The organism is Streptomyces sp. NPDC055962 (genome assembly GCF_042270185.1).
Lineage (GTDB): Bacteria > Actinomycetota > Actinomycetes > Streptomycetales > Streptomycetaceae > Streptomyces.
This window is the reverse complement of record NZ_JBHJYN010000016.1, coordinates 104,399-125,381: the sequence shown is the minus strand read 5'-3', so window position 1 is coordinate 125,381 and position 20,983 is coordinate 104,399. Positions and strand designations below refer to the sequence as shown.

The following is a 20,983-nucleotide window of genomic DNA, read 5'->3' as shown; positions in this document are numbered from 1 at the left end:
GGATCGCGGACGGCCTGTGCGGCCGGTGACGAGGTGCGGGATCAGCCCAGGTCGACGGGGAGCTCGTGCAGGTCGTTCTGGGTCACGATCGGCTTGTTCCGCAGCTCGGAGGCCGGTACCGCGAGGTCCAGGTCGGGGAAGCGCTCGTACAGCGCGGGCAGGGCGACCCCCGCCTCCATCCGGGACAGCGCGGCACCCGGGCAGACGTGCGGGCCGTGGCCGAAGGCGATGTGGCGGTTGGGGGAGCGGGTGATGTCGAACTCCCCGGCGGTCGGCCCGTACTGCTTCTCGTCGCGGCCCAGCGCACCGAAGGAGATGATCAGGCCCTCACCCTTGGGCAGGACCTTGTCGCCGACCTCGATGTCCTCGGTCGCGAAACGGATCAGGACGTGCGAGGTCGGGGTGTTCCAGCGCAGGGTCTCCTCGATCACGTTCTCCCACGGCACCTCGCCGTTCAGCACGCGCTTGCGCTGCTCGGGGTGGGTCTGGAGCGCCTCGACGACGTTGACGACCAGGCTGATCGTCGTCTCGTGACCGGCCGCGATGATCAGCTGGAGCGTGTTGACGATCTCCTCGTTGGTGAGGTGGTCGCCGTCCTCGGACGCCGCGATCAGGGCGCTGGTCAGGTCGTCGCCCGGGTTCGCCCGCTTGTCGTCGACGATCTTCGTGAAGAGGGTGCCGAGGTCCGCCATCATCTGCGGGACCTCCTCCGGCGGCGTCTGCGTCGAGAAGAACTTCTCGAACAGTTCCTTGAGCCGGGGGTGGTCGGCCGCGTCCACGCCCATCAGCTCGCTGATGACGTTCATCGGCAGCGGATAGGCGAACTCCGCCTTCAGATCGACCGTCTCGCCCTTGGGACGCGCCGCCAGCCGGTCCAGGGAGGCGTTCGTCAGGGCCTCGATGCCGGACCGCAGCCGCTCCACCCGCTTCACCGTCAGCGCCTGGGCGACGAGGGTGCGCAGCCTGCGGTGGTCGGCGCCGTCGACGGTCAGCATGGAGCGGCCCGGGTTGACGAGCCCGATCAGCGGCCAGTCCATCGGGATCTCGCCCCGCTGCCACGCGTTCCAGACGTTGATGTCCTTCACCACGCGGCTGTCGGTGAGCAGCTGGCGGGCCTCCGCGTGATGCGTCACCGCGTAGCAGTGCACCCCTCCGGGGAGCTCCACCTCGGCCAGCGGGCCGGCGGCGCGCAGCGCGGCGCTCTCGGCGTCGAGGTCGGCGACGAAGGGATCGAGGGCGATCCGGGTCATTTCTGGCCTCCAAGTGCGGGAGTGGGCGTGAAGTGCACCGGCAGGTCCGTCAGCCCGCGCAGCCACGGGGACGGACGCCGGGTCAGCTTGTCCGCGGGGACGGCGAGGTCCACGTCCGGCAGCCGGTCCAGGAGCACCTCGATCCCCGTACGGGCGATGACCTCCGCGGTCTCCTGGGCGGGGAACGGGCAGCGGTGCTCGCCGTGTCCGAAGGAGAGGAACGCGTTGTTGCCGCCGGTCAGCGCGGAGCCGTCGGTGCGCACCTGGGGGTCGCCGTTGGCGGCGGCTATCCCGAGGAGCAGCAGGTCACCGGCGCGGATGTGGCGTCCGCCGAGGTGGGTGTCGCGGGAGGCCCAGCGGCCCGCCACGTTCTGGGTGGGCGTGTCCTCCCAGAGCACCTCGTTCATGGCCTCGCCGACGCTGTGCCGGCCACCCGAGAGCGACGCGGCGAACCGGTCGTCGGTCAGCATCAGCCGCAGCGAGTTGCCGATCCAGTCGGCGGTCGGCTGGTGGCCCGCGGCCATCATCACCATGAGGTCCTGGGCGACCTCCTCGACGCTGAAGCCGCCCGGGTCCTGGAGCATCCGCGTCGCGACGTCGTCACCCGGTCCGGCCTGCTTGTCGGCGAGGAGCTGCCCCATGGCGGCGCCCAGGTGCTGCTGCCCGGCCAGCGCGCGCTCGCGGCCGTCGATCATGTCGTTCAGGGCGCCCACGAGGGGACCGCCGACCTCGTCGCTGAAGCCGTAGAGCTTCGCGAGGACACGGGCCGGGAGCAGCATCGCGTACTCGGCGATGATGTCGGTCCGGCCCGTGGAGCAGAAGCGGTCGACGAGGTCGTCGGCGAACTCCTCCGCGTACTGCTTGAGCGCGAACGGGTCGACGGCCTCCAGCGCGTTGCTGATCATGGCCGCCCGCACGGTGTGCCGCTCACCGACCGTGTAGAGGATCGACGGCTGCTTGCGCCCGATCATCGGCAGCAGCGGCCAGTTGTCCGGGATGTTCTCCCACTGGTTCCACAGATCCGAGTCCCGGCTGAAGAGCACCGGGTCGTTGGTCACCTGGTGCAGTTCGCGGTAGCCGAGGATCAGCCACGCGGGGACGTCGCCGTCGAGCACGACGGGGGCCACGGCGCCGTGGTCCCGGCGCATGTCCCGGTACAGCTGCACGGGGTCGGTCTGGAACCGCGGGCCGGACAGGGGTACGGAACCGTGGGACACGGGGCACTGGGTCACGGGGTGCGCTCCGGGGTCATCGCCGCGGTCTGGCCGCCCGCGAGCGCCGCTTCGGCGCCCTTCGCACGGGCCAGGGAGAGTGCGTGGAGGTGCTCGACCAGCGTGATCAGGACGTACTTGCTGGAGGAGCGGTCCCGGGCGTCGCACTCCACGAGCGGGACGTCGGGGTTCAGGTCGAGGGCCTCGCGGATCTGCTGCTCGGTGTGGAGCGGGCCGCCGAAGTCGTTGCACGCGACGATGAACGGCGTGCCGTGGTGCTCCAGCCGGTCGATCGCGTACCAGGAGTCCGCGAGCCGCCGGGTGTCGACGAGCACGACGGCGCCCAGCGTGCCGGAGAAGAGGCGGTCCCACAGGAACCAGAAGCGTTCCTGTCCGGGCGCGCCGAAGAGGTAGAGGACCGATCGCGCGTCGAGCGTGATGCGGCCGAAGTCGAAGGCGACCGTGGTGGACGACTTGGAGTGCACACCGTCGAGGTCGTCGACGGCCTCGCCCGCGCGGGTCATGGTCTCTTCCGTGTTGAGCGGACGGATCTCGCTCACGGATCGGACCATGGTGGTCTTGCCGACCCCGAAGCCGCCGACAACGACGATCTTCAGTCCGTTGTCGGCCGTCGCCTGCAGGGCGGCACGGTCAGAGGTTGCGGAGTCCAACGAGCACCTGTTCCAGGGTGTCGGTGTCGGGGAGCCGGTCCTCGACACGTGCAGTACGGGGGTGGCGGGCGCTGATCCGGCCGGTGTCGAGCAGGTCGCACAGCATGATGCGGACGATGCTGACGGGCAGATTCAGGGTGGCCGAGATCTCGACGACCGCGGTGGGGCTGTCGCACATCCGCAGGATCGCGACGTGCTCCGACTGCATCCCGGGGTTCGGTTCGCATTCGGCGACGACGAGTGTCACCAGGTCGAACGCGGCCGAGTCGGACCGGCTGCGGCCACCCGTGAGGGTGTACAGCCGGTCCGGGTCGTCGTCGCGTCCGGGGCGGGGGCGCGGGACCGGTGTCATACGTCCGCGGTTTCCGCGACCGAGGCCGCTGTGTCACCCGGCCCCGAGGGGTCCCGCGGAGGGGCGACGAGGTACTCGCCGAGCTGCTCGACGAGTTCGCTCATGTTGTGGCCGACGAGGCCGACGTCGGAGTCCTCGGCGGCCACGACCGCCAGGTGGGCGCCCGCGCCCGCCTCGACGATGAACAGCACGCCTCCGTAGAACTCGGTCATCGCGGACCGCACACCGCCGGTGCCGTCACCGAACTCGATGGACGCACCGTGCGAGAGGCTCTGGATGCCGGCCGAGATCGCGGCCAGCTGGTCGGCCTGGTCGACCGAGAGTTCGGGGGTACGGCACAGCTTCAGGCCGTCCCGGGACAGGACGAGGGCGTGCCGGGCGCCGGGCGTGCGGTCGAGCAGCCCCTCCAGCAGCCAGTTGAGCTTCTCGTCGGTGGTCGCGCTCATCGGGTGTTGCCTTCCGGGTGCGGGGAATTGGCTCGTACCGCCTGGCTGAAGGTGCTGAAGCGGGCAGCCTGCACCTTCGGGTCGGTGGCACGGGGCCGGGGGGAATCGGCTCCGCCGGGGGTGGCATTGCCGGTACGGGCTTCGGCTGCGGCCAGGGTGCGGCCGCGGCGGCGCTTGGGCAGGCCGCTCTCACCGATCTGGGGGACGGTGCCGGTGGACTCGGATTCGGACTCCGGACTCCGGGACGCCTCGTCCGCGCGGGACGCGGCCCGGGAGGAGCCCGCCGTCGTGGTGACCGCGGCCCGGTCCTCGGTGTCCGGCGTCGTGTGGTCCGGCTCCGGCTCGGGGTGCCGGGCGGGCTCCGGGGTGGGCGCGGGCGTGGGCGTACGGGAGATGAGCTCCTGCGGCAGCATCATCAGCGCGCCCGTGCCGCCGCGCGCCGACGGCCTGAAGGAGACGGTCAGACCGTGCTTCCTGGCCAGTCGGCCGACGACGGCGAGGCCGAGCCGGGTGCCGGAGATGCCCGTGAGGTCCTGGTTGTCCGCGGACACGGCGCGTTCGGCGCGGCGCAGTTGCACGTCGCTCATCACCAGGCCGCTGTCCTCGACGGTGACGACGATGCCCGCCGGGACCTCCTCGACGTACACGTGGACCTCCGCCGTGGGCGGCGAGAAGTTGGCAGCGTTGTCAAGGAGCTCGGCCAGGGCGTGCATGACGCCCTCGGCGGCGTGACCGGCGATCGCGACGTCACTGGTCGAGTGGAGGCGGATGCGCTGGTAGCCGCCGATCCGGCCCATCGCGCCGCGCAGGATCGACTCCATGACGATCGGCTTCGCCCAGCGGCGCCCGGAGCGCGCACCGGTCAGCACGGCGATGGAGTCGGCCAGGCGGCCCGCCTGGGCCGTGCGGTGGTCGAGGTGCAGCAGGTCGCCGAGGACGTCCTCCGCCGTGTGCCGGTGCTCCATCTCGCGCAGGTCGGCCAGCATGCTCGTGGCGAGGGCCTGCATCCGGCCCGCTGCGTTGGCGCACGCGGAGATCGCCGCGGAGCGCTCGGTCTCGCTGCGCCGGACGCGGGCGGTGAGGCGCGCGGTCTCGGCGGTGAGCCGCTCGTGCTGCTCGGCGGCCTCGGTGGTGGCCCGGGCGACCCGGTCGTCCGCCTCGGCGATGGCCCGGGCCGTCTCGGCGGAGGCGGCCGCTCTGATGCGGGCCGTCTCCGCGGTGAAGCGCTGCGCCTCGGCGGCGGAGGTCGAGACGAGGCGCGAGGTCTCGGCGGTGAAGCGTTCGGAGTCGGTGGCCCGCAGCGCGCGCAGGTTGCGGGCGGTGGCGAGCGTGTGGACCGTGACGGTCACCGCGACGCACAGCAGGACGGCGGTGGCGCCCGCCCCCCATGCGAGGGCGGTCCGTACCGAGGCGGGAGCGGCGGCGACCGCCCACAGGCACAGAGCACCGGTAACGGCTGCCGATATCAGCAGGGCGAGTGCGGTCGGCCGGAGTGAAGGGCGCAATCGGAGTCCTCGGGGCGGACGGTGCGGAGGAAGGGGACAGGTGTGACGTATGGGGCGATCAGGATGTATCGGTGTGGTGATGGTGAAAGAGCCACAACTGGAGCTGATTGTTCCTGATCAAGTCACGGCAACTATAGGAGAATTGGCGACTTGTTTGGGGATTCCTTGTGGCCACTTCTGTATGAAATCTGGCTGGGACCGACTGTGGTCGCGTTCTGTGACGTGTGTTGCCCGGGTCAACCGGCGGGGTGAGCGGGTAAGTAGTGGCGTATGTGACGTTATGCCCCCTGTGTGAGGCTTGATTTGTCACGATCGTCGCTCGTGGGCCGGTGGCCAGCTAGTGTGAGCGCTCCGGTGCAGTCGATCTGCCAGGTCGGCACTGCCGTAAGACACACCGCGCGCCTTGAAGGGGGAGGCGCCGCGTGGCCCCGACGGAGGACGCAGGCAACCGTGGACGCGCAAGGCCGTGGGCGGGACGAGGGCATCGACCCCGCAGACCAGTGGGTACTCAACCCCGACACCGGTGATTACGAACTGCGACTGACCCCTTCCCCAGGGCGATCGTCCGCATCGGCCGGTACGTCCGACACCAGAACGGCGCCGCGCCGCAGGCCGAAGCCGGAGGCGGAGCCGTCCGGCGACCGGGCCGCCGTGCCCGGCCAGCGGGGCGGGCGCCGGGGTGCCGGCGGCGGACGCGGGGGCCGTGAGGAGTCGCGGAAGCAGGGGAGCCGGGCTGCCGTGCCGGCCCCCGGGCGGCGCAAGGCGAAGCCGAAGAAGTCGGCGAAGAAGAAGGTCCTGGTGTGGACCGGCGGCGTGCTCGCCTTCCTGCTGGTGGGTGTCGGCACCACGGGCTACTTCGTCTACCAGCACTTCAACGGCAACATCACCTCCGTCTCGACCGACGGCGCCGGCACGGGCGGCTTCAGCAAGGACCGGGCGATCAACGTCCTGGTGATCGGGACCGACAAGCGGACCGGCGCCGGCAACGAGGGCTACGGGGACGCGGGAAGCGTCGGCCACGCCGACACCAACATCCTGTTCCACGTCTCGAAGGACCGCACGAACGCCACCGCGCTGAGCATCCCGCGCGACCTGATAACGGACATCCCGAACTGTCCGACCCAGATGGAGGACGGCTCCGAGAAGGACATCCCGGCGACCGCCGGTGGTCGCTTCAACACCAGCCTCGGACAGTCCGACCGCACCCCCAGCTGCACCATGCGGACGGTCACCGAGCTCACGGGCCTCAAGGTCGACCACTTCATGGTGGCCGACTTCAACGCCGTCAAGAGCCTCACGACAGCCGTCGACGGTGTGGACGTCTGCCTCGCCAAGGACATCGACGACAAGGACTCGCACCTCAAGCTGTCCAAGGGCGAGCACACCATCCAGGGCGAGCAGGCCCTCGCCTTCCTGCGGACCCGGCACTCCGTCGGGTTCGGCAGCGACCTGAGCCGCATCGAGATCCAGCAGCAGTTCCTGGGGTCGCTGATGCGGAAGCTGAAGTCCAACGACACCCTGACCAGCCCCACCAAGATGTGGTCGCTCGCGGAGGCCGCCACCAAGGCCCTCACCGTCGACGACAAGATCGACGACATCAACCAGCTCCGCAAGCTGGGCATGGAGCTGGCCTCGGTCGACCCGAAGAACATCACGTTCACCACGGTCCCGGTGCTCGACAACCCGAACGACAAGGCCACCGTCATCCTCGACAAGTCCAAGGCCCCGCAGGTCTTCTCGATGATGCGCGAGGACGTGTCCTTCACCGAGGTGGAGAAGAAGGAGAAGGCCGCCGCCAAGGCCGCGGACGCCGCCAAGCTCAAGGGCGAGATGGCCGAGGCAAGGGACGTGCGGGTGGACGTCTACAACGGCGGAGCCCCCGCCGGCTCCGCGCAGAACGCCCTGGACTGGCTGCAGAACGAAGAGGGCGTGCTGAAGTCCACGAACCAGGCCAACGCGCCCGAGAACGTGAAGAAGACCACCCTCGTCTACGGGCCCAACCAGGCCGACCAGGCCCGCCGGCTGGCCGACCTGATGGGGCTCTCGGCCTCGTCCCTCAAGCCGACGACGACGGACGCGGGCGAGATGGAGCCCATGAAGCTGACCCTGGGGCCGGACTTCACCGAGGCGGGCAGCCCGCTCTCCGCCCCCAGCAAGGCGCCGGAGGACATCCAGCGGGTGGAGGCGGACAAGGCGGTCTGCGCGAAGTGACCGCCGGGCGGGGGCTCCGGCCCCGCCCGGCGCCTGAACCCCCGCACTGCGTCCGGGGTGCCCGGCCGGGGTTCACGGCCCCCGCACGCGTGTAGTCCGTCGCGGGGACGGGTGTCCCGCACGCGTGTAGTCCGGGGACGGGTGTCCCGCCGGCCCGGCCCGGACGGCGCCCGGCTCCGGCGCGCCCGGCCCGGACGGCGCCCGACAGCCGCTCCCGGCCCCCGGGACCGGCATGCTGGGCCCATGTCCGCCACCGACCTCACCCGAGCCCTGGCCCAGGCCGTCCGCGGCGACGTGGAGGCCGGCGCGGCCGCCCGCGCGCTGACGACCATGGACGCCTCCAACTACCGCCGCGTCCCGCTCGCGGTCGTCGCGCCCCGCGATGCCGCCGACGTCGCCGCGGCCCTCCGCGTCTGCCGGGAGCACGCCGCCCCTGTCGTCCCCCGCGGCGGCGGCACCTCCATCGCCGGCCAGGCCACCGGCACCGGTGTCGTCCTCGACTTCACCCGCCACATGCGGCGGATCCTGGAGCTGGACCCCGCCTCCCGCACCGCCGTCGTGCAGCCCGGTGTCGTCCTCGACGACCTGCGGGCCGCCGCCGCCCCGCACGGGCTGACGTTCGGACCCGACCCCTCCACCCACAGCCGCTGCACCCTCGGCGGGATGATCGGCAACAACGCGTGCGGCTCGCACTCCGTCGCGTGGGGCACCACCGCCGACAACGTCCGGAGCCTGCGCGTCGTGCGCTACGGAGGCGGCGACGCCCTGCACCTCGGCCGCGGGCTGCCCGACGCGCCGCCCGGCCTCCACGAGTTCGCCTCCTCCCACCTCGCCCTCCTGCGCACCGGCTTCCCCGCACTCCCGCGCCGCATCTCCGGGTACGCCCTCGACGCGCTGCTCCCCGAGCACGGCCCCGACCCGGCCCGCGCCCTCTGCGGCAGCGAGGGCACGCTCGCCGTCGTCACCGAGGCGACCGTGGCCCTCGTCCGGATGCCCCGGGCCCGCGCGCTCGCCGTCCTCGGATACGCCGACGAAGCTGCCGCCGCCGAAGCCGCCCCCGGCCTCCTCCCGTACGGCCCGCTCACCGTCGAGGGCATGGCCGCCGACCTCGTACGCGAAGCGGCCGGGCTGCCGCGCGGCGCCGCCTGGCTGTTCGTCGAGACGGGCGGCGCCACCCCCGCCGAGGCCCAGGACCGTGCGAAACGGATCGTGCGCGCCGCCGACGCCCTCGACGCCACCGTCGTCACCGATCCCGCGGCGATGCGGACCCTGTGGCGCATCCGCGAGGACGCCGCCGGCACCGCCACCCGGATGCCGGACGGTGGGGGCACCTCCCACGGGAGCGGAGCCGGACGTGGGGGAGAGGCGTGGCCCGGCTGGGAGGACTGCGCCGTACCGCCCGCGCGCCTCGGCCCGTATCTCCGCGACTTCCGGGCCCTGCTCGCCGCACACGGCCTGCGCGGCACCCCCTACGGGCACTTCGGCGACGGCTGCATCCATGTGCGCATCGACTTCGACCTGCTGAGCGAGCAGGGCGTGGCCCGCTTCCGCCGCTTCTCCGAGGACCAGGCGGACCTCGTCGTCGCGCACGGCGGCTCACTCAGCGGGGAACACGGCGACGGGCAGGCGCGGGCCGAACTCCTGCCCCGGATGTACGGGGACGAGATGGTCGGCCTGTTCACCCGCTTCAAGGACCTCTGGGACCCGGACGGCGGCCTCAACCCGGGCATTCTCGCCCGCCCCGCACGCCTCGACGAGAACCTCCGCTTCGCCGTGCTCCCGAGCCGCCCCGTGGACGTCGCCTTCGGCTACCCCGACGACGGGGGCGACTTCTCGGCCGCGGTACGCCGCTGCGTCGGCGTCGCCAAGTGCCGTACGGCGCAGCCCGGTCCGGACGTCATGTGCCCGTCCTTCCGGGCCACCGGCGAGGAGGCCCACTCCACCCGGGGCCGCGCCCGGCTGCTCCACGAGATGCTCGCCGGCGAGGTGATCACGGACGGCTGGCGGTCCACCGAGGTACGGGACGCGCTCGACCTCTGCCTGTCCTGCAAGGGCTGCCGCACCGACTGCCCGGTCGGCGTCGACATGGCCACGTACAAGGCGGAGTTCCTCCACCACCACTACCGGGGCCGACTGCGCCCGGCCGCGCACTACGCGATGGGCGGCCTGCCGCGCTGGCTGCGGGTGGCGGCCCCCTTCGCCGCCGCGCTCAACGCCCTGGCGCGGACGCGTATGCCCGCCGCCCTCGCCAAGCGGCTCGCCGGGATCGAGCCGCGGCGCACGCTCCCCGTCCTGGCCCGGCGCACCTTCCGGGCGTGGGCGGGGAGCCGCAGGGCGCCGGAGGCCGGGCCGACCGTCGTCCTCTGGCCCGACACCTTCACCGACCACCTCTCGCCCGAGGTCGGCCGGGCCGCGGTCCGGGTCCTGGAAGCGGCGGGCCGGACGCCGGTGCTGCCCGGCCCCGGTGTCTGCTGCGGCCTCACCTACGTGTCGACGGGCCGGCTCGACGCGGCCCGCTCCGTCATGCGGCGCACCCTGGACCGGATGGGCCCGTACCTCGGCCGGCCGCTCGTCGTCCTGGAGCCGAGCTGCGCCGCCGCACTCCGGACGGACCTGCCGGAACTCCTCCCCGGCGACCCGCGCGCCGCCGCACTCGCCGCGTCCGTCCGCACCCTGGCCCAGTACCTGGAGGAGTACGCGCCCGAGTGGACGCCGCCCCGCCTGGACCGCCGGGTCGCCGGCCAGACCCACTGCCACCAGCACGCCGTGCTCGGCGACGCGGCCGAGCGCAGGCTCCGCGAGCGGGCGGGGCTGTCCGGCGAGCTGAGCGGGGGCTGCTGCGGGCTGGCCGGCAACTTCGGCTTCGAGAAGGGCCACTGGGACGTCTCCGTGGCGTGCGCGGAGGAACAGCTCCTGCCGTCCGTGCGGGCGGCTGAACCCGGCACGGAGCTGCTCGCCGACGGCTTCTCCTGCCGCACCCAGCTGGAACAGCTGGCCGGCCGCCGGGCCCGGCATCTCGCCGAGGTGCTGGCGGACGGGCTGGCGCCGGAGGCCGGGGAGGCGCCGGGCCCGCGAGCCCTGCGCGACCCCGAAGGGCCGCCCCGGCGGCGGTGGCTCAGAGCTTCGCGACGGCCTCGCTGACCGCCGCCGACAGCCGCTCGTTCTCCGGGGCGGCGCCTCCGGGCAGCGCGAAGCGGCGCCGGGTGTAGCCATAGGCCACACCGTTGGCGGGGTCGGCGTAGGCCTGGGAGCCGGCGGCCCCCGAGTGGCCGAAGGCGCCCTCGCCCAGGGCGGGGTAGTAGCCGGGTGACGCCTCGAAGCCGAAGGCGAAGGCGTCGGACACGCCGGTCACCAGGTCGGTCCCCGTCCACCGCACCCGGCCGACCTCGGCCAGGGTCTCCGGCCGGAGCAGGGGAGCCCGGCCGTCCACCTCGGAGATCGCCGCCGCGTACATCCCCGCGAGCCCGCGCGCCGATCCCACCCCGCCGACCGAAGCGGGGCCGAGCGCGCGCACCTCGCGGGTGTTGGCGAGGGCCACGAGGTCGAGCGGCGGGTCGGAAGCGAAGCCGAAGGCGACCGCCATCAGGCTCTCCAGGTCGAGCGGGTTCGCCGCGGACTCGGCGGCCTGCTCGGGTGTGGGGACGCCGGGGCGGACGGGCACGTACCGGGGTTCGAGCTCCTCGGGCAGGCCCAGGTGGAAGTCGAGCCCGTACGGTGCGCGCACCCGCTCCTCGAAGATCTCCTGGATCGACCGCCCGGTGGCCCGGCGGACCAGCTCGCCGGTGAGGGCGCCGATCATCAGCGCGTGGTAGCCGAACGCCGTGCCGGGCGCCCAGTAGGGCCGCTGACCGGCCAGCCGGGCGGCGAGGATCCGGTCGTCGGCCAGTTCCGGTATGCCGAACCCGCCGTCCGCCCAGATCAGGCCCGCGCGGTGCGAGATCAGCTCACGGACCGTCAGCCGGTCCTTGCCCTCGGCCGCGAACTCCGGCCAGTACGACGCGACCGTGCGCTCCGGGTCGATGACCCCGTCCTGGACGAGAAGGGCCACCACGAGGTGGGCGGCGCCCTTGGTGGAGGAGTACACGGCGGGCAGCGAGTCCCCGGCGATGCCCTCCCCCGCCCACAGGTCCACGACCGGCCGGCCGTGGTGGTACACCGCGAGCTGGCTCCCGGGCTCCGTGTGGTCGGCGGCGAGTACGGCGGCGAACTCGTCCCGTACGCCTTCGAAGCCGGCCGTGACCGTGCCGTGCACGGTGATGGTGTCGCCGGTGTCCGTCATGAGGTGCCCCCTGCAATGATCGACCTGATCGGTACACGGCTCCCAACTCCCGTACGAAAGGCCTGCATTCCCCTTCAGCGGATGGAATTTCCCGGAGAATCCCGCTGTTCGCGTGCCACGATCTCCCGTGCGAGCGCCACCAGATGGGGGAGGGCCGGGTGGCCGGGGCCGTCCCGGCGGGCCAGCAGCACGGGCAGGGGAGGCGCGTCGGTCAGCGGCACGAAGGCCACCCCGGCGTGCGGATGCATCGCGGCGGTGGAGGCCCCGGAGACCCCGCTGCCGCGTCCGGCCGCGATGGCGGTCAGCCAGTCGTCGGTGTTGGCGACGGTGAGGGTGGCCGCGGGACGGTCGTGCGCGGGCCAGAGGGCGGGTGTGGTGGTGCCCGAGACGGTGTTCAGGACGACGGCGTCGCCGGTCAGGTCGGCCAGGGAGAGCGCGGCGCGGGAGGCGAGCGGACCGTCCGCGGCGACGGCGGCCACCCGGTCCTCGGTGAACAGCACCTCGGTGACCAGCCCCGGGCTGTCCACGGGCCCCCGCAGCAGCGCCGCGTCCACCTCGCCCCGGGTGAGGCCGGCCGTGCGGTCGTCGATGCGGAGCAGTTCGAGCGGGGTCCCGGGGTGGAGCCGCTGCCAGGTCCGCAGCAGCGGCGTGGTGTACGGGCCGAACGCGGACCAGGCGTGCCCCAGCCGCAGCGGCCACCGGTGCAGCCGGCCCGGGTCGAGGGCCTCGTCGAAGGCGCCGACCGCCGCGGCGGCCTTGTCGCGGAAGGCGACCCCCTCGGGGGTGAGGGCGAGGTGGTGGGTGGACCGGTCGACGAGCCGGACGCCCAGCTGCCGTTCGAGGGCGGCGAGCGTGCGCGAGACGACGGGCTGGGTGACCCGGAGGCGGGCGGCGGCGCGGGTGACGCTGCCCTCGTCGGCGACGGCGAGGAAGGCCCGCAGGTGCCGGATCTCCATCCCGCGCGCGCTGCTCCCCGGGCCCTGTCCAGTGCTCATGCCGCCGGAGCATAACGGGAGCGCAATGGGCATTTCACGGGAGGCGCGCGGGTCTCTACCGTGAGGACGTGAGACTCCCACCCTCAGTGCCGTACTGTGGACCGTAAAGTGCACTCCAGTGAACTGAAGGAAAGGTGTCCGGTGAACGACCCCCGCGTTGCCACAGAGTCGGCCGCAGCCGTCGCCGTCCCCGAGGCGGTGTCCGCGCTCGACGATCCGGGCCGCGGTCCGGCTCGTCGCGGCGCCGCGCTCGGTCCGGTCGCGCTGGTGGTGGCGGGCGGGCTCTCCGTCCAGTTCGGCGCGGCGGTCGCCGTCCTGCTGATGCCGAAGGCGGGCGCACTCGGCGTCGTCACCCTGCGTCTCGCCGCCGCCGCCCTCATCCTGCTGGTCGTCTGCAGGCCGAAGCTGCGGGGGCATTCGCGCGCCGACTGGGGCACCGTGGTCGCCTTCGGCATCGCGATGGGCGGCATGAACATGCTGTTCTACCAGGCCGTCGACCGCATTCCGCTGGGCGCCGCCGTCACCCTGGAGGTGCTGGGCCCGCTGGTCCTGTCCGTCGTGGCCTCGCGCCGGCTGGTCAGTCTCGTCTGGGCGGCCCTGGCGCTGGGTGGGGTCGTCCTGCTCGGCGGCGGGGGCTTCGACCGCCTCGACCCGGCCGGGGCGGCCTTCGCCCTGGGTGCGGGCGCCATGTGGGCGGTGTACATCCTCTTCAGCGCCCGTACGGGCCGCCGCTTCCCGCAGGCGGACGGACTGGCCCTGGCCATGGTGGTCGCGGCCGTCCTCTCGCTGCCGCTCGGCATCATGGAATCCGGCTCGAAGCTCGTGGTCCCGTCCACGCTGGCCCTGGGTCTCGCCGTGGCGCTGCTGAGCTCCGTCCTGCCGTACACCCTCGAACTCATGGCCCTGCGGCGGCTGCCCGCACCCACCTTCGCCGTCCTGATGAGCCTCGAACCGGCCATCGCGGCCACGGCGGGCTTCCTCCTCCTCGACCAGGCCCTCTCCTCGACGGACGCCCTGGCCATCGCCCTGGTCATCGGGGCGAGCATCGGCGCCGTGCGCAGCCAGGGGCGGAGATCCCGCAAGCGGTGAGCCCGCCGGCCCGGGTGTCCTTCCGTTCTCCTGCGCGGCCGGGCGTCCGATCCTAGGGTGGTCGCGACGGCCCACCTGGAGGAAATCATGCCGGAACGCGACGATCTGCTCGCGCTCGTCACCGATCAGCGCACCAACTTTCTCTACACCGTCGCGGAGCTCGACGACGCCGGGGCCCGCGCCCGGACGACGGTCAGCGAGCTGACCCTCGGCGGCCTCCTGAAGCACCTCGGACTCGTGCAGCGCAGCTGGCTCGACGTCGTCGAGGGCACCGCCCCCGCCAAGGTCGACTGGGCGGACCTCGACCCCGACGGCAACCGGATGACCGACGGCGAGACCGTGTCCGGGCTGCTGGAGGCCTTCCACGCGGCGGCGGCCGCGTTCGACCGCACGGTGCGGGAGGAGGCCGACCTCGACCGCGAGGTCACGCTGCCCTCGTACCCCTGGTCGCCCCCGGAGCCGGACGTCTGGACGGTCCGCCGCGTCCTGTGGCACATCTTCCGGGAGATCGCCCACCACAGCGGCCACGCGGACATCATCCGCGAGGCGCTGGACGGTGCCAGCACCACGGCGAAGATGGCCGAGGCGGCGTCGAAGGGGCAGTGACGATCTCCTCGCGCCCGCTCCCCGCGCGCGGCCGCCGTGCCCGGAGCGGACGCGAGGAGCACGATGGAAGGGAGCGAAGGAAGGAGGCCCGCGCATGGGAACCACCAAGGAGACCGAGGAGTACGCCGGGCTGTACTCCCACACCCCCTCCCAGGCCGAGGGCGAACGCGACGAGCCGGCGGAGCGCGGCCGGGCCTCCGAGACGCACCCCGACGTTCCCCGGACCGAACCCTCGCAGGCCGAGGGGGGCCGCGCGGAGTAGCGGTGGGGGCGTGGTTCAGGCGTCGACCGGAAGGATCCGGAACGCGGTCAGGCCGAGGGTGAGCGGTGTGATCGCCCGGAAGTCACGCTGGTCCAGTGTGAAGATGCGGTCCGTCCTGTAGCGGTCGGCGAGGACGACGCCGACCGCGTCCGCGAGGTCCAGCCGGAGTCCTTCGTACGTCTGACGCACCTCGTGCGCCGCTCTCAGATCGGCGGGCTTCAGGTCGGCGAGCCGGTACTGGCCGTCCGCCATGCGCGAGTTGAGTGCCTCCATCACCTGCATGGTGGCTGGGAAGCCGAGATCCCGGTGGACGAGGTGGTCCAGTTCCGTGACGACCAGCGGGGAGATGGCCAGTGTCTCGTCGGCGAGGATCTTCGCCGCACCGGCGTGCTCCGGCTGCGCGGAGTCGAAGGCCGCGTAGAGGGCGGAGGTGTCGGCGACGATGATCAACGGCGCGCCGCTCGTTCCTTGATGTGCGCGTACACCGCGTCGTCCATGGCCTCGGGGGTGAGGGGTCGCCCGCTGTCGAAGACCGGGAGCTTGTCGCTCCGCTTGGGTCGCTCCGCGTTGTCGAGGACCAGGGCGATACCCCGCCTGATGAGCTCCGCCTTGCTGACTCCGGTTGCCGACGCTTCGGCGTCCAGCCGTACTTCCAGCTCCTCCGGGAGGTACACCGTCGTCTTTATCATGGTTTCACCCTACCACCCTGCCCTACGTAGGGCAGGGTGGTAGTCGGAGTCGCGTGAGAGCACGCGGACCACGAAACGCCGGTCGCCTGTTACGTTCCGGATCATGGACGACGGTGTGTACGTGGGGCATGCGGCGGCGGACGCGGCCCTGGACCACGGGTGGCTGCTGGGTCACTTCAAGGACCCCTCCGACCCGCGCCACAGTGAGGCCCTGGAGATCAAGTGGGGCGTCCACCCGCAGGGCGACGAGCGGCCGGAGTGGGTGCGGGGCGAGGAGCGCACGGCGCTGCTCGTGCTCATCCGCGGGCGCTTCCGGATGCGGTTCCCCGAGCGGGAAGTGCTGTTGGAGCGCGAGGGCGACTACGTCGTGTGGGGCCGGGGCGTGGACCACTCGTGGTGTGCGGAGGAGGAGTCCGTGGTGCTGACGGTGCGCTGGCCCTCGGTCCCGGGCTACCGGGCCGGCTGACACATGCGGTGAGGGCCGGGGCGCGTCCGTGTGCCGGCCCTCCGTCCCCGGCTGCCGGCGCCGGCTGACGCGTGCGGTGAGCGCCGGAGTGAGTGTCCGTGTGCTGCCGCCCGGAATGAGTCCGTGTGCCGCCGCCTGGAGCGGCCGGGCGGCAGCACCCAGGGTGCATCAGACGGTCGTCGCCAGCCAGCCCACCTGCTCGACCGTGTGCTTGCCGTCGCTCTTGACGCCGGCGTTCACGTTGACCTCGTTGAGCCGGATCAGGAAGCCGCGCTCCGTCACGTCGTGCACACGGATGCCAGGTGTCTCCGGGCCGTTGAACGTCTGCGTCAGCGGCAGCACGATGACGTCCGACCCCGAGGGGAACGGGGTCGGGAACGAGACGCGGGTGAAGGTCGAGGTGTTGCCCCCCGACGTCTCGATCGCGCTGTCGGAGCTGAGGTCGACCTTGCCGGTCTGGAACGTCGCCATGACGTACTCCTGTACTTGGACTTCCGGTGCCGCTCCTGGGCGGCCACCGGCGACCTGTCCACCCGGCCCCCGCCCCATGCGGTCGTCCGTCTGACGAGTGATCGGATTCCGGCCGTGGAATGCGCGGGGAAGCGTGTCCGGGAGCCCGTACCGCAGAGGGCCCCGCGCGGACGCGGCCGGACGCGGGCGCCCGGATGCGGTGGTGCACGGTGGGTCGGGAACGTCTGAAACCCGCCCCTGGGCGGGTTTCCTGCCGCCGTGCGGCGCGGTGGGCGGAGAGGCGGGTCCGTCCGGAAGAAATCATGCAAGCACGCTTGCTTGTTTTATGGGCCGCTGGCATGCTCCGGGGCACACCGCCACGCCCCGAGGGGAGCGCACCGTGCCCGACGCATCGGCCGTGACCGCCGCCGTGCTCGACGACCTGCGTGAGGAGAGCGACGAACTCGACCTGCTGGTAGCCGGGTTGAGTGCGCCCGAGTGGTCCACGCCGACGCCCGCCGAGGGCTGGACCGTCGCCCACCAGATCGCCCACCTCAACTGGACCGACGAGGTGGCCCTGATCGCCGCCACCGGGCCCGACGCCTTCGCCGCCGAGGTCGACAGAGCCCTGGCCGCGCCCGGGTCGTTCGTCGACGAGGCCGCCGACGAGGCCGTCACCGCCCTCACGCCCCAGGCGCTGCTGGTGGAGTGGCGGGCCGGACGGGCACGGTTGCAGGAGGCCCTGCGCGCGGCCCCCGCCGGGACGAAACTGCCCTGGTACGGCCCGCCCATGAGCGTCGCCTCGATGGCGACCGCCCGGCTCATGGAGACCTGGGCGCACGGCCAGGACGTCGCCGACGCGCTCGGGGTGACCCGCAAGCCCACCGCCCGGCTCCGGCACGTCGCCAGGATCGGCGTACGGGCCCGGGACTACGCCTACGCCGTCCGGGGCCTGCGGCCCCCGGCCGAGCAGTTCCGGGTGGAACTGCGGGCGGACGACGGCGCACTGACCGTGTACGGGCCCGAGGACGCCGCCCAGCGGGTCACCGGACCGCTCCTCGACTTCTGCCTGCTCGTCACCCAGCGCGCCCACCGCGACGACCTCGCCGTCGAGGCGGTGGGCGACGACGCCGGGCAGTGGCTGGACATCGCGCAGGCCTTCGCCGGACCCGCGGGACCCGGCCGCACCCCGAAGGCGGGCCGATGAAGAGGCCGTTGCGCATAGGGAACGCGTCCGGCTTCTACGGCGACCGCTCGGACGCCGTGCGCGCCATGCTCACCGACGGGCCGCTGGACGTCCTCACCGGTGACTACCTCGCCGAACTCACCATGCTGATCCTCGGCCGGAGCCGTCTCAAGGACCCGAAGCGCGGCTACGCCACGACCTTCCTGCGGCAGCTGGAGGAGAGCCTCGGGCTCGCCCACGAGCGCGGCGTGAAGATCGTCACCAACGCCGGCGGGCTGAACCCGGCCGGACTCGCCGACGCCGTGCGGGAGCTGGCGGAACGGACCGGCGTACCCGTGCGCGTCGCGCACGTCGAGGGCGACGGCCGCCCCGTGCCCGAGGGCTTCCTCACCGCCAACGCCTACCTGGGCGGCGGGGGCATCGCCGCCTGCCTGCGGGCGGGGGCCGACGTCGTCGTCACCGGCCGCGTCACCGACGCCGCCCTCGTCAGCGGGCCCGCCGCCGCGCACTTCGGCTGGGGCCCGGACGCCCACGACGCCCTCGCGGGAGCCGTCGTCGCCGGGCACGTCCTCGAGTGCGGGACGCAGGCCACCGGCGGCAACTACGCCTTCTTCGGCGACCACGACGTCCGCCGCCCGGGGTTCCCGCTCGCCGAGATCCACGAGGACGGCAGCAGCGTCATCACCAAGCACGACGGCACCGGCGGGGTCGTCGACCTCGGCACCGTCACCGCGCAGCTGCTGTACGAGACCGGCGGCGCCCGCTACGCCGGACCCGACGTCACCGCCCGGCTCGACACCGTACGGCTCACGCAGGACGGACCCGACCGGGTGCGCATCGACGGCGTACGCGGCGAGGCCCCGCCGCCCATGCTGAAGGTCGGGCTCAACCGGCTCGGCGGATGGCGCAACGAGGTCGTCTTCGTGCTGACCGGCCTCGACATCGAGGCCAAGGCCCGGCTCGTGCAGGGCCAGTTCGCCGACGCCCTCGACCGGGCGGGCCCGAAGCCGGAAGAGGTGCGGTGGGAGCTCGCCCGCACCGACCGGGCCGACGCCGCCACCGAGGAGACCGCGAGCGCCCTGCTCAGGCTCGTCGTGCGCGACCCCGATCCGGAGGCGGTCGGACGCGCCGTGTCCGGGGCCGCCGTCGAACTCGCCCTCGGGAGCTACCCGGGCTTCCACGTGACCGCCCCGCCCGGGAAGGGCGCGCCCTACGGGGTGTTCGAGGCCGCGTACGTGCCGGCCGGCGAGGTCGAACACGTCGCCGTGCTCCCCGACGGGTCCCGGGAGACCGTGCCGGCGGCCGGCCCGTACCGGGAGCTCGCCGAGGTCGCCGAACCGGACCTGCCCGAACCGCTGCCCGCGGGGCCCACGCGTGCCGTGCCGCTCGGGCGGCTGGCGGGCGCCCGCAGCGGCGACAAGGGCGGGGACGCCAACGTCGGGTTGTGGGTCCGCTCGGACGAGGCCTGGCGGTGGCTGGCCCACGAACTGACCGTCGCCCGCTTCCAGGAGCTGCTCCCGGAGACCGCCGGACTCACCGTCGTACGCCACGTCCTGCCCCGGCTGCGGGCGCTCAACTTCGTCGTCCACGGCCTCCTCGGCGAAGGCGTCGCCGCACAGGCGCGCTTCGATCCGCAGGCCAAGGCGCTGGGGGAGTGGCTGCGCTCCCGCCACGTCACCGTCCCCGTGCAGCTGCCCGCCGACCCGGAGGTGACCGCATGACGGTCCTGTCCACCGCCCTCGACACCGCAGGGCCCGAGTACGCCGCCCACCGCGAGGCCATGCTCGCGAAGCTCGCCGAGCTGGAGACCGAGCACGCCAAGGCCCTGGCGGGCGGCGGCGAGAAGTACACGGCCCGCCACCGGGCGCGCGGCAAGCTCCTCGCCCGCGAGCGGATCGAGCTGCTCGTCGACCCCGACACCCCCTTCCTGGAACTGTCCCCGCTGGCCGCCTGGGGCAGCGACTACGCGACCGGTGCCTCGCTGGTCACCGGGATCGGCGTCGTCGAAGGCGTCGAGTGCCTGATCACCGCCAACGACCCGACCGTGCGCGGCGGCGCCTCCAACCCGTGGACCCTGAGGAAGGCCCTGCGCGCCAACGAGATCGCCTTCGCGAACCGGCTGCCCTGCATCTCCCTGGTGGAGTCGGGAGGCGCCGACCTGCCCTCGCAGAAGGAGATCTTCATCCCCGGGGGCGCCCTCTTCCGCGACCTCACCCGGCTCTCCGCCGCCGGAATCCCCACCGTGGCGGTCGTGTTCGGGAACTCCACGGCCGGCGGGGCGTACGTCCCCGGGATGTCCGACCACACCGTCATGATCAAGGAGCGGTCCAAGGTCTTCCTCGGCGGGCCGCCCCTGGTGAAGATGGCCACCGGCGAGGAGAGCGACGACGAGTCGCTCGGCGGCGCCGAGATGCACGCCCGTACCTCGGGCCTCGCCGACCACTACGCCGTCGACGAGCACGACGCGCTTCGCCAGGCCCGCAGGATCGTCGCCCGGCTCAACTGGCGCAAGGCGCACCCCGATCCGGGCCCCGCCGAGCCGCCGAAGTACGACGAGGACGAACTGATCGGGATCGTGCCCGGTGACCTCAAGATCCCCTTCGATCCGCGCGAGGTCATCGCCCGCCTCGTCGACGGCTCCGACTTCGACGCCTTCAAGCCGCTCTACGGCACCAGTCTGGTCACCGGCTGGGCGCGCCTGCACGGCTACCCCGTCGGCATCCTCGCCAACGCGCAGGGCGTGCTGTTCAGCGAGGAGTCGCAGAAGGCCGCGCAGTTCATCCAGCTGGCCGACCAGCGCGACATCCCGCTCCTCTTCCTCCACAACACCACCGGCTACATGGTCGGCAAGGAGTACGAACAGGGCGGCATCATCAAGCACGGCGCGATGATGATCAACGCGGTGGCGAACAGCCGGGTCCCGCACCTGTCCGTGCTGATGGGCGCCTCCTACGGAGCCGGCCACTACGGCATGTGCGGCCGGGCCTACGACCCCCGCTTCCTCTTCGCCTGGCCCAGCAGCAAGTCCGCCGTCATGGGCCCCCAGCAGCTCGCGGGCGTCCTCTCGATCGTCGCCCGCGCCTCCTCCGCCGCGAGGGGGCTGCCCTACGACGACGAGGCCGACGCCGGGCTGCGCGCCATGGTGGAGCAGCAGATCGAGTCCGAGTCGCTCCCGATGTTCCTCTCGGGGCGGCTGTACGACGACGGGGTCATCGACCCACGCGACACCAGGACCGTCCTCGGGATGTGCCTGTCCGCGATCCACACGGCACCGGTCGAAGGCGCGCGCGGCTTCGGCGTCTTCCGGATGTGAGG

20 protein-coding genes are annotated in these 20,983 nt (G+C 72.8%); 9 read left to right on the top strand and 11 right to left on the bottom strand.

Features of this window, described 5'->3' with window-relative positions:
• Nucleotides 1-41 precede the first annotated feature (41 nt).
• The 6 genes from ACFC51_RS32235 to ACFC51_RS32210 are packed head-to-tail and all read right to left on the bottom strand — an operon-like array spanning nucleotide 42 to nucleotide 5,435.
• Nucleotides 42-1,250 carry a cytochrome P450 gene (locus ACFC51_RS32235; RefSeq protein ID WP_376369224.1) on the bottom strand — a complete coding sequence of 403 codons (1,209 nt, stop codon included), beginning with the start codon at nucleotides 1,248-1,250 and terminating at the stop codon, nucleotides 42-44.
• Nucleotides 1,247-2,482 (bottom strand): cytochrome P450, encoded by a 1,236-nt coding sequence (locus tag ACFC51_RS32230; RefSeq protein WP_376369223.1) that lies wholly within the window; start codon nucleotides 2,480-2,482, stop codon nucleotides 1,247-1,249. Before ACFC51_RS32230 ends, ACFC51_RS32235 begins: the two co-directional genes overlap by 4 nt.
• Nucleotides 2,479-3,132, bottom strand: a complete 654-nt coding sequence (locus tag ACFC51_RS32225) for an ATP/GTP-binding protein (protein WP_376369222.1) — start codon at nucleotides 3,130-3,132, stop codon at nucleotides 2,479-2,481. The genes ACFC51_RS32230 and ACFC51_RS32225 overlap by 4 nt, the downstream gene beginning before the upstream one ends.
• Nucleotides 3,113-3,484, bottom strand: coding sequence for a DUF742 domain-containing protein (locus ACFC51_RS32220; RefSeq protein WP_329231576.1), 372 nt, complete (start codon nucleotides 3,482-3,484; stop codon nucleotides 3,113-3,115). Before ACFC51_RS32220 ends, ACFC51_RS32225 begins: the two co-directional genes overlap by 20 nt.
• A complete protein-coding gene (locus ACFC51_RS32215; protein ID WP_376369220.1) occupies nucleotides 3,481-3,930 on the bottom strand; it encodes a roadblock/LC7 domain-containing protein in 450 nt (149 codons plus the stop codon). Before ACFC51_RS32215 ends, ACFC51_RS32220 begins: the two co-directional genes overlap by 4 nt.
• Nucleotides 3,927-5,435, bottom strand: coding sequence for a sensor histidine kinase (locus tag ACFC51_RS32210; protein ID WP_376369219.1), 1,509 nt, complete (start codon nucleotides 5,433-5,435; stop codon nucleotides 3,927-3,929). Before ACFC51_RS32210 ends, ACFC51_RS32215 begins: the two co-directional genes overlap by 4 nt.
• A gap of 450 nt (nucleotides 5,436-5,885) precedes the next feature.
• On the opposite strand from ACFC51_RS32210, the gene ACFC51_RS32205 reads away from it, so the two are divergent.
• Nucleotides 5,886-7,646 carry an LCP family protein gene (locus tag ACFC51_RS32205; protein ID WP_376369218.1) on the top strand — a complete coding sequence of 587 codons (1,761 nt, stop codon included), beginning with the start codon at nucleotides 5,886-5,888 and terminating at the stop codon, nucleotides 7,644-7,646.
• Between the two features lie 243 nt (nucleotides 7,647-7,889).
• The gene (locus ACFC51_RS32200) at nucleotides 7,890-10,787 is read left to right on the top strand and encodes an FAD-binding and (Fe-S)-binding domain-containing protein (protein WP_376532156.1); all 2,898 of its coding nucleotides are present in this window, start codon (nucleotides 7,890-7,892) and stop codon (nucleotides 10,785-10,787) included.
• Here ACFC51_RS32200 and ACFC51_RS32195 read toward each other — a convergent pair.
• Together ACFC51_RS32195 and ACFC51_RS32190 are read right to left on the bottom strand one after the other, a co-directional pair.
• Nucleotides 10,762-11,925 carry a serine hydrolase domain-containing protein gene (locus ACFC51_RS32195; protein ID WP_376369216.1) on the bottom strand — a complete coding sequence of 388 codons (1,164 nt, stop codon included), beginning with the start codon at nucleotides 11,923-11,925 and terminating at the stop codon, nucleotides 10,762-10,764. The two genes, ACFC51_RS32200 and ACFC51_RS32195, sit on opposite strands and share 26 nt — an antisense overlap.
• Nucleotides 11,926-11,999: 74 nt before the next feature.
• On the bottom strand, nucleotides 12,000-12,920 hold the full coding sequence (locus ACFC51_RS32190) for a LysR family transcriptional regulator (protein WP_376532154.1): 921 nt from the start codon (nucleotides 12,918-12,920) through the stop codon (nucleotides 12,000-12,002).
• A gap of 141 nt (nucleotides 12,921-13,061) precedes the next feature.
• On the opposite strand from ACFC51_RS32190, the gene ACFC51_RS32185 reads away from it, so the two are divergent.
• The 3 genes from ACFC51_RS32185 (at nucleotide 13,062) to ACFC51_RS32175 (ending at nucleotide 14,877) form a co-directional block, all read left to right on the top strand.
• Nucleotides 13,062-14,009, top strand: coding sequence for a DMT family transporter (locus ACFC51_RS32185; RefSeq protein ID WP_376369214.1), 948 nt, complete (start codon nucleotides 13,062-13,064; stop codon nucleotides 14,007-14,009).
• Nucleotides 14,010-14,096: 87 nt separating this feature from the next.
• A complete protein-coding gene (locus tag ACFC51_RS32180; RefSeq protein ID WP_376369213.1) occupies nucleotides 14,097-14,615 on the top strand; it encodes a DinB family protein in 519 nt (172 codons plus the stop codon).
• Between the two features lie 94 nt (nucleotides 14,616-14,709).
• Nucleotides 14,710-14,877 (top strand): hypothetical protein, encoded by a 168-nt coding sequence (locus ACFC51_RS32175; RefSeq protein ID WP_376369212.1) that lies wholly within the window; start codon nucleotides 14,710-14,712, stop codon nucleotides 14,875-14,877.
• Nucleotides 14,878-14,892: 15 nt separating this feature from the next.
• Here the strand turns inward: ACFC51_RS32175 and ACFC51_RS32170 are convergent, their stop codons facing one another.
• Together ACFC51_RS32170 and ACFC51_RS32165 are read right to left on the bottom strand one after the other, a co-directional pair.
• The gene (locus tag ACFC51_RS32170; RefSeq protein ID WP_376532152.1) at nucleotides 14,893-15,327 is read right to left on the bottom strand and encodes a PIN domain-containing protein; all 435 of its coding nucleotides are present in this window, start codon (nucleotides 15,325-15,327) and stop codon (nucleotides 14,893-14,895) included.
• Nucleotides 15,324-15,566, bottom strand: coding sequence for a ribbon-helix-helix protein, CopG family (locus ACFC51_RS32165; RefSeq protein WP_376369210.1), 243 nt, complete (start codon nucleotides 15,564-15,566; stop codon nucleotides 15,324-15,326). The genes ACFC51_RS32170 and ACFC51_RS32165 overlap by 4 nt, the downstream gene beginning before the upstream one ends.
• Nucleotides 15,567-15,669: 103 nt before the next feature.
• Here ACFC51_RS32165 and ACFC51_RS32160 point away from each other — a divergent pair, with 103 nt between their 5' ends.
• Nucleotides 15,670-16,032 carry a signal peptidase I gene (locus ACFC51_RS32160; RefSeq protein WP_376532150.1) on the top strand — a complete coding sequence of 121 codons (363 nt, stop codon included), beginning with the start codon at nucleotides 15,670-15,672 and terminating at the stop codon, nucleotides 16,030-16,032.
• A 168-nt stretch (nucleotides 16,033-16,200) separates the two neighbouring features.
• On the opposite strand, the gene ACFC51_RS32155 is transcribed toward ACFC51_RS32160, so the two are convergent.
• Nucleotides 16,201-16,503, bottom strand: coding sequence for a hypothetical protein (locus tag ACFC51_RS32155; protein WP_376532149.1), 303 nt, complete (start codon nucleotides 16,501-16,503; stop codon nucleotides 16,201-16,203).
• Nucleotides 16,504-16,882: 379 nt separating this feature from the next.
• Here ACFC51_RS32155 and ACFC51_RS32150 point away from each other — a divergent pair, with 379 nt between their 5' ends.
• The 3 genes from ACFC51_RS32150 to ACFC51_RS32140 are packed head-to-tail and all read left to right on the top strand — an operon-like array spanning nucleotide 16,883 to nucleotide 20,981.
• Nucleotides 16,883-17,689 carry a TIGR03084 family metal-binding protein gene (locus tag ACFC51_RS32150; protein ID WP_376369207.1) on the top strand — a complete coding sequence of 269 codons (807 nt, stop codon included), beginning with the start codon at nucleotides 16,883-16,885 and terminating at the stop codon, nucleotides 17,687-17,689.
• Nucleotides 17,686-19,389, top strand: coding sequence for an acyclic terpene utilization AtuA family protein (locus ACFC51_RS32145; protein ID WP_376532148.1), 1,704 nt, complete (start codon nucleotides 17,686-17,688; stop codon nucleotides 19,387-19,389). Before ACFC51_RS32150 ends, ACFC51_RS32145 begins: the two co-directional genes overlap by 4 nt.
• Nucleotides 19,386-20,981, top strand: a complete 1,596-nt coding sequence (locus ACFC51_RS32140; protein ID WP_376532146.1) for an acyl-CoA carboxylase subunit beta — start codon at nucleotides 19,386-19,388, stop codon at nucleotides 20,979-20,981. Before ACFC51_RS32145 ends, ACFC51_RS32140 begins: the two co-directional genes overlap by 4 nt.
• Nucleotides 20,982-20,983 lie beyond the last annotated feature (2 nt).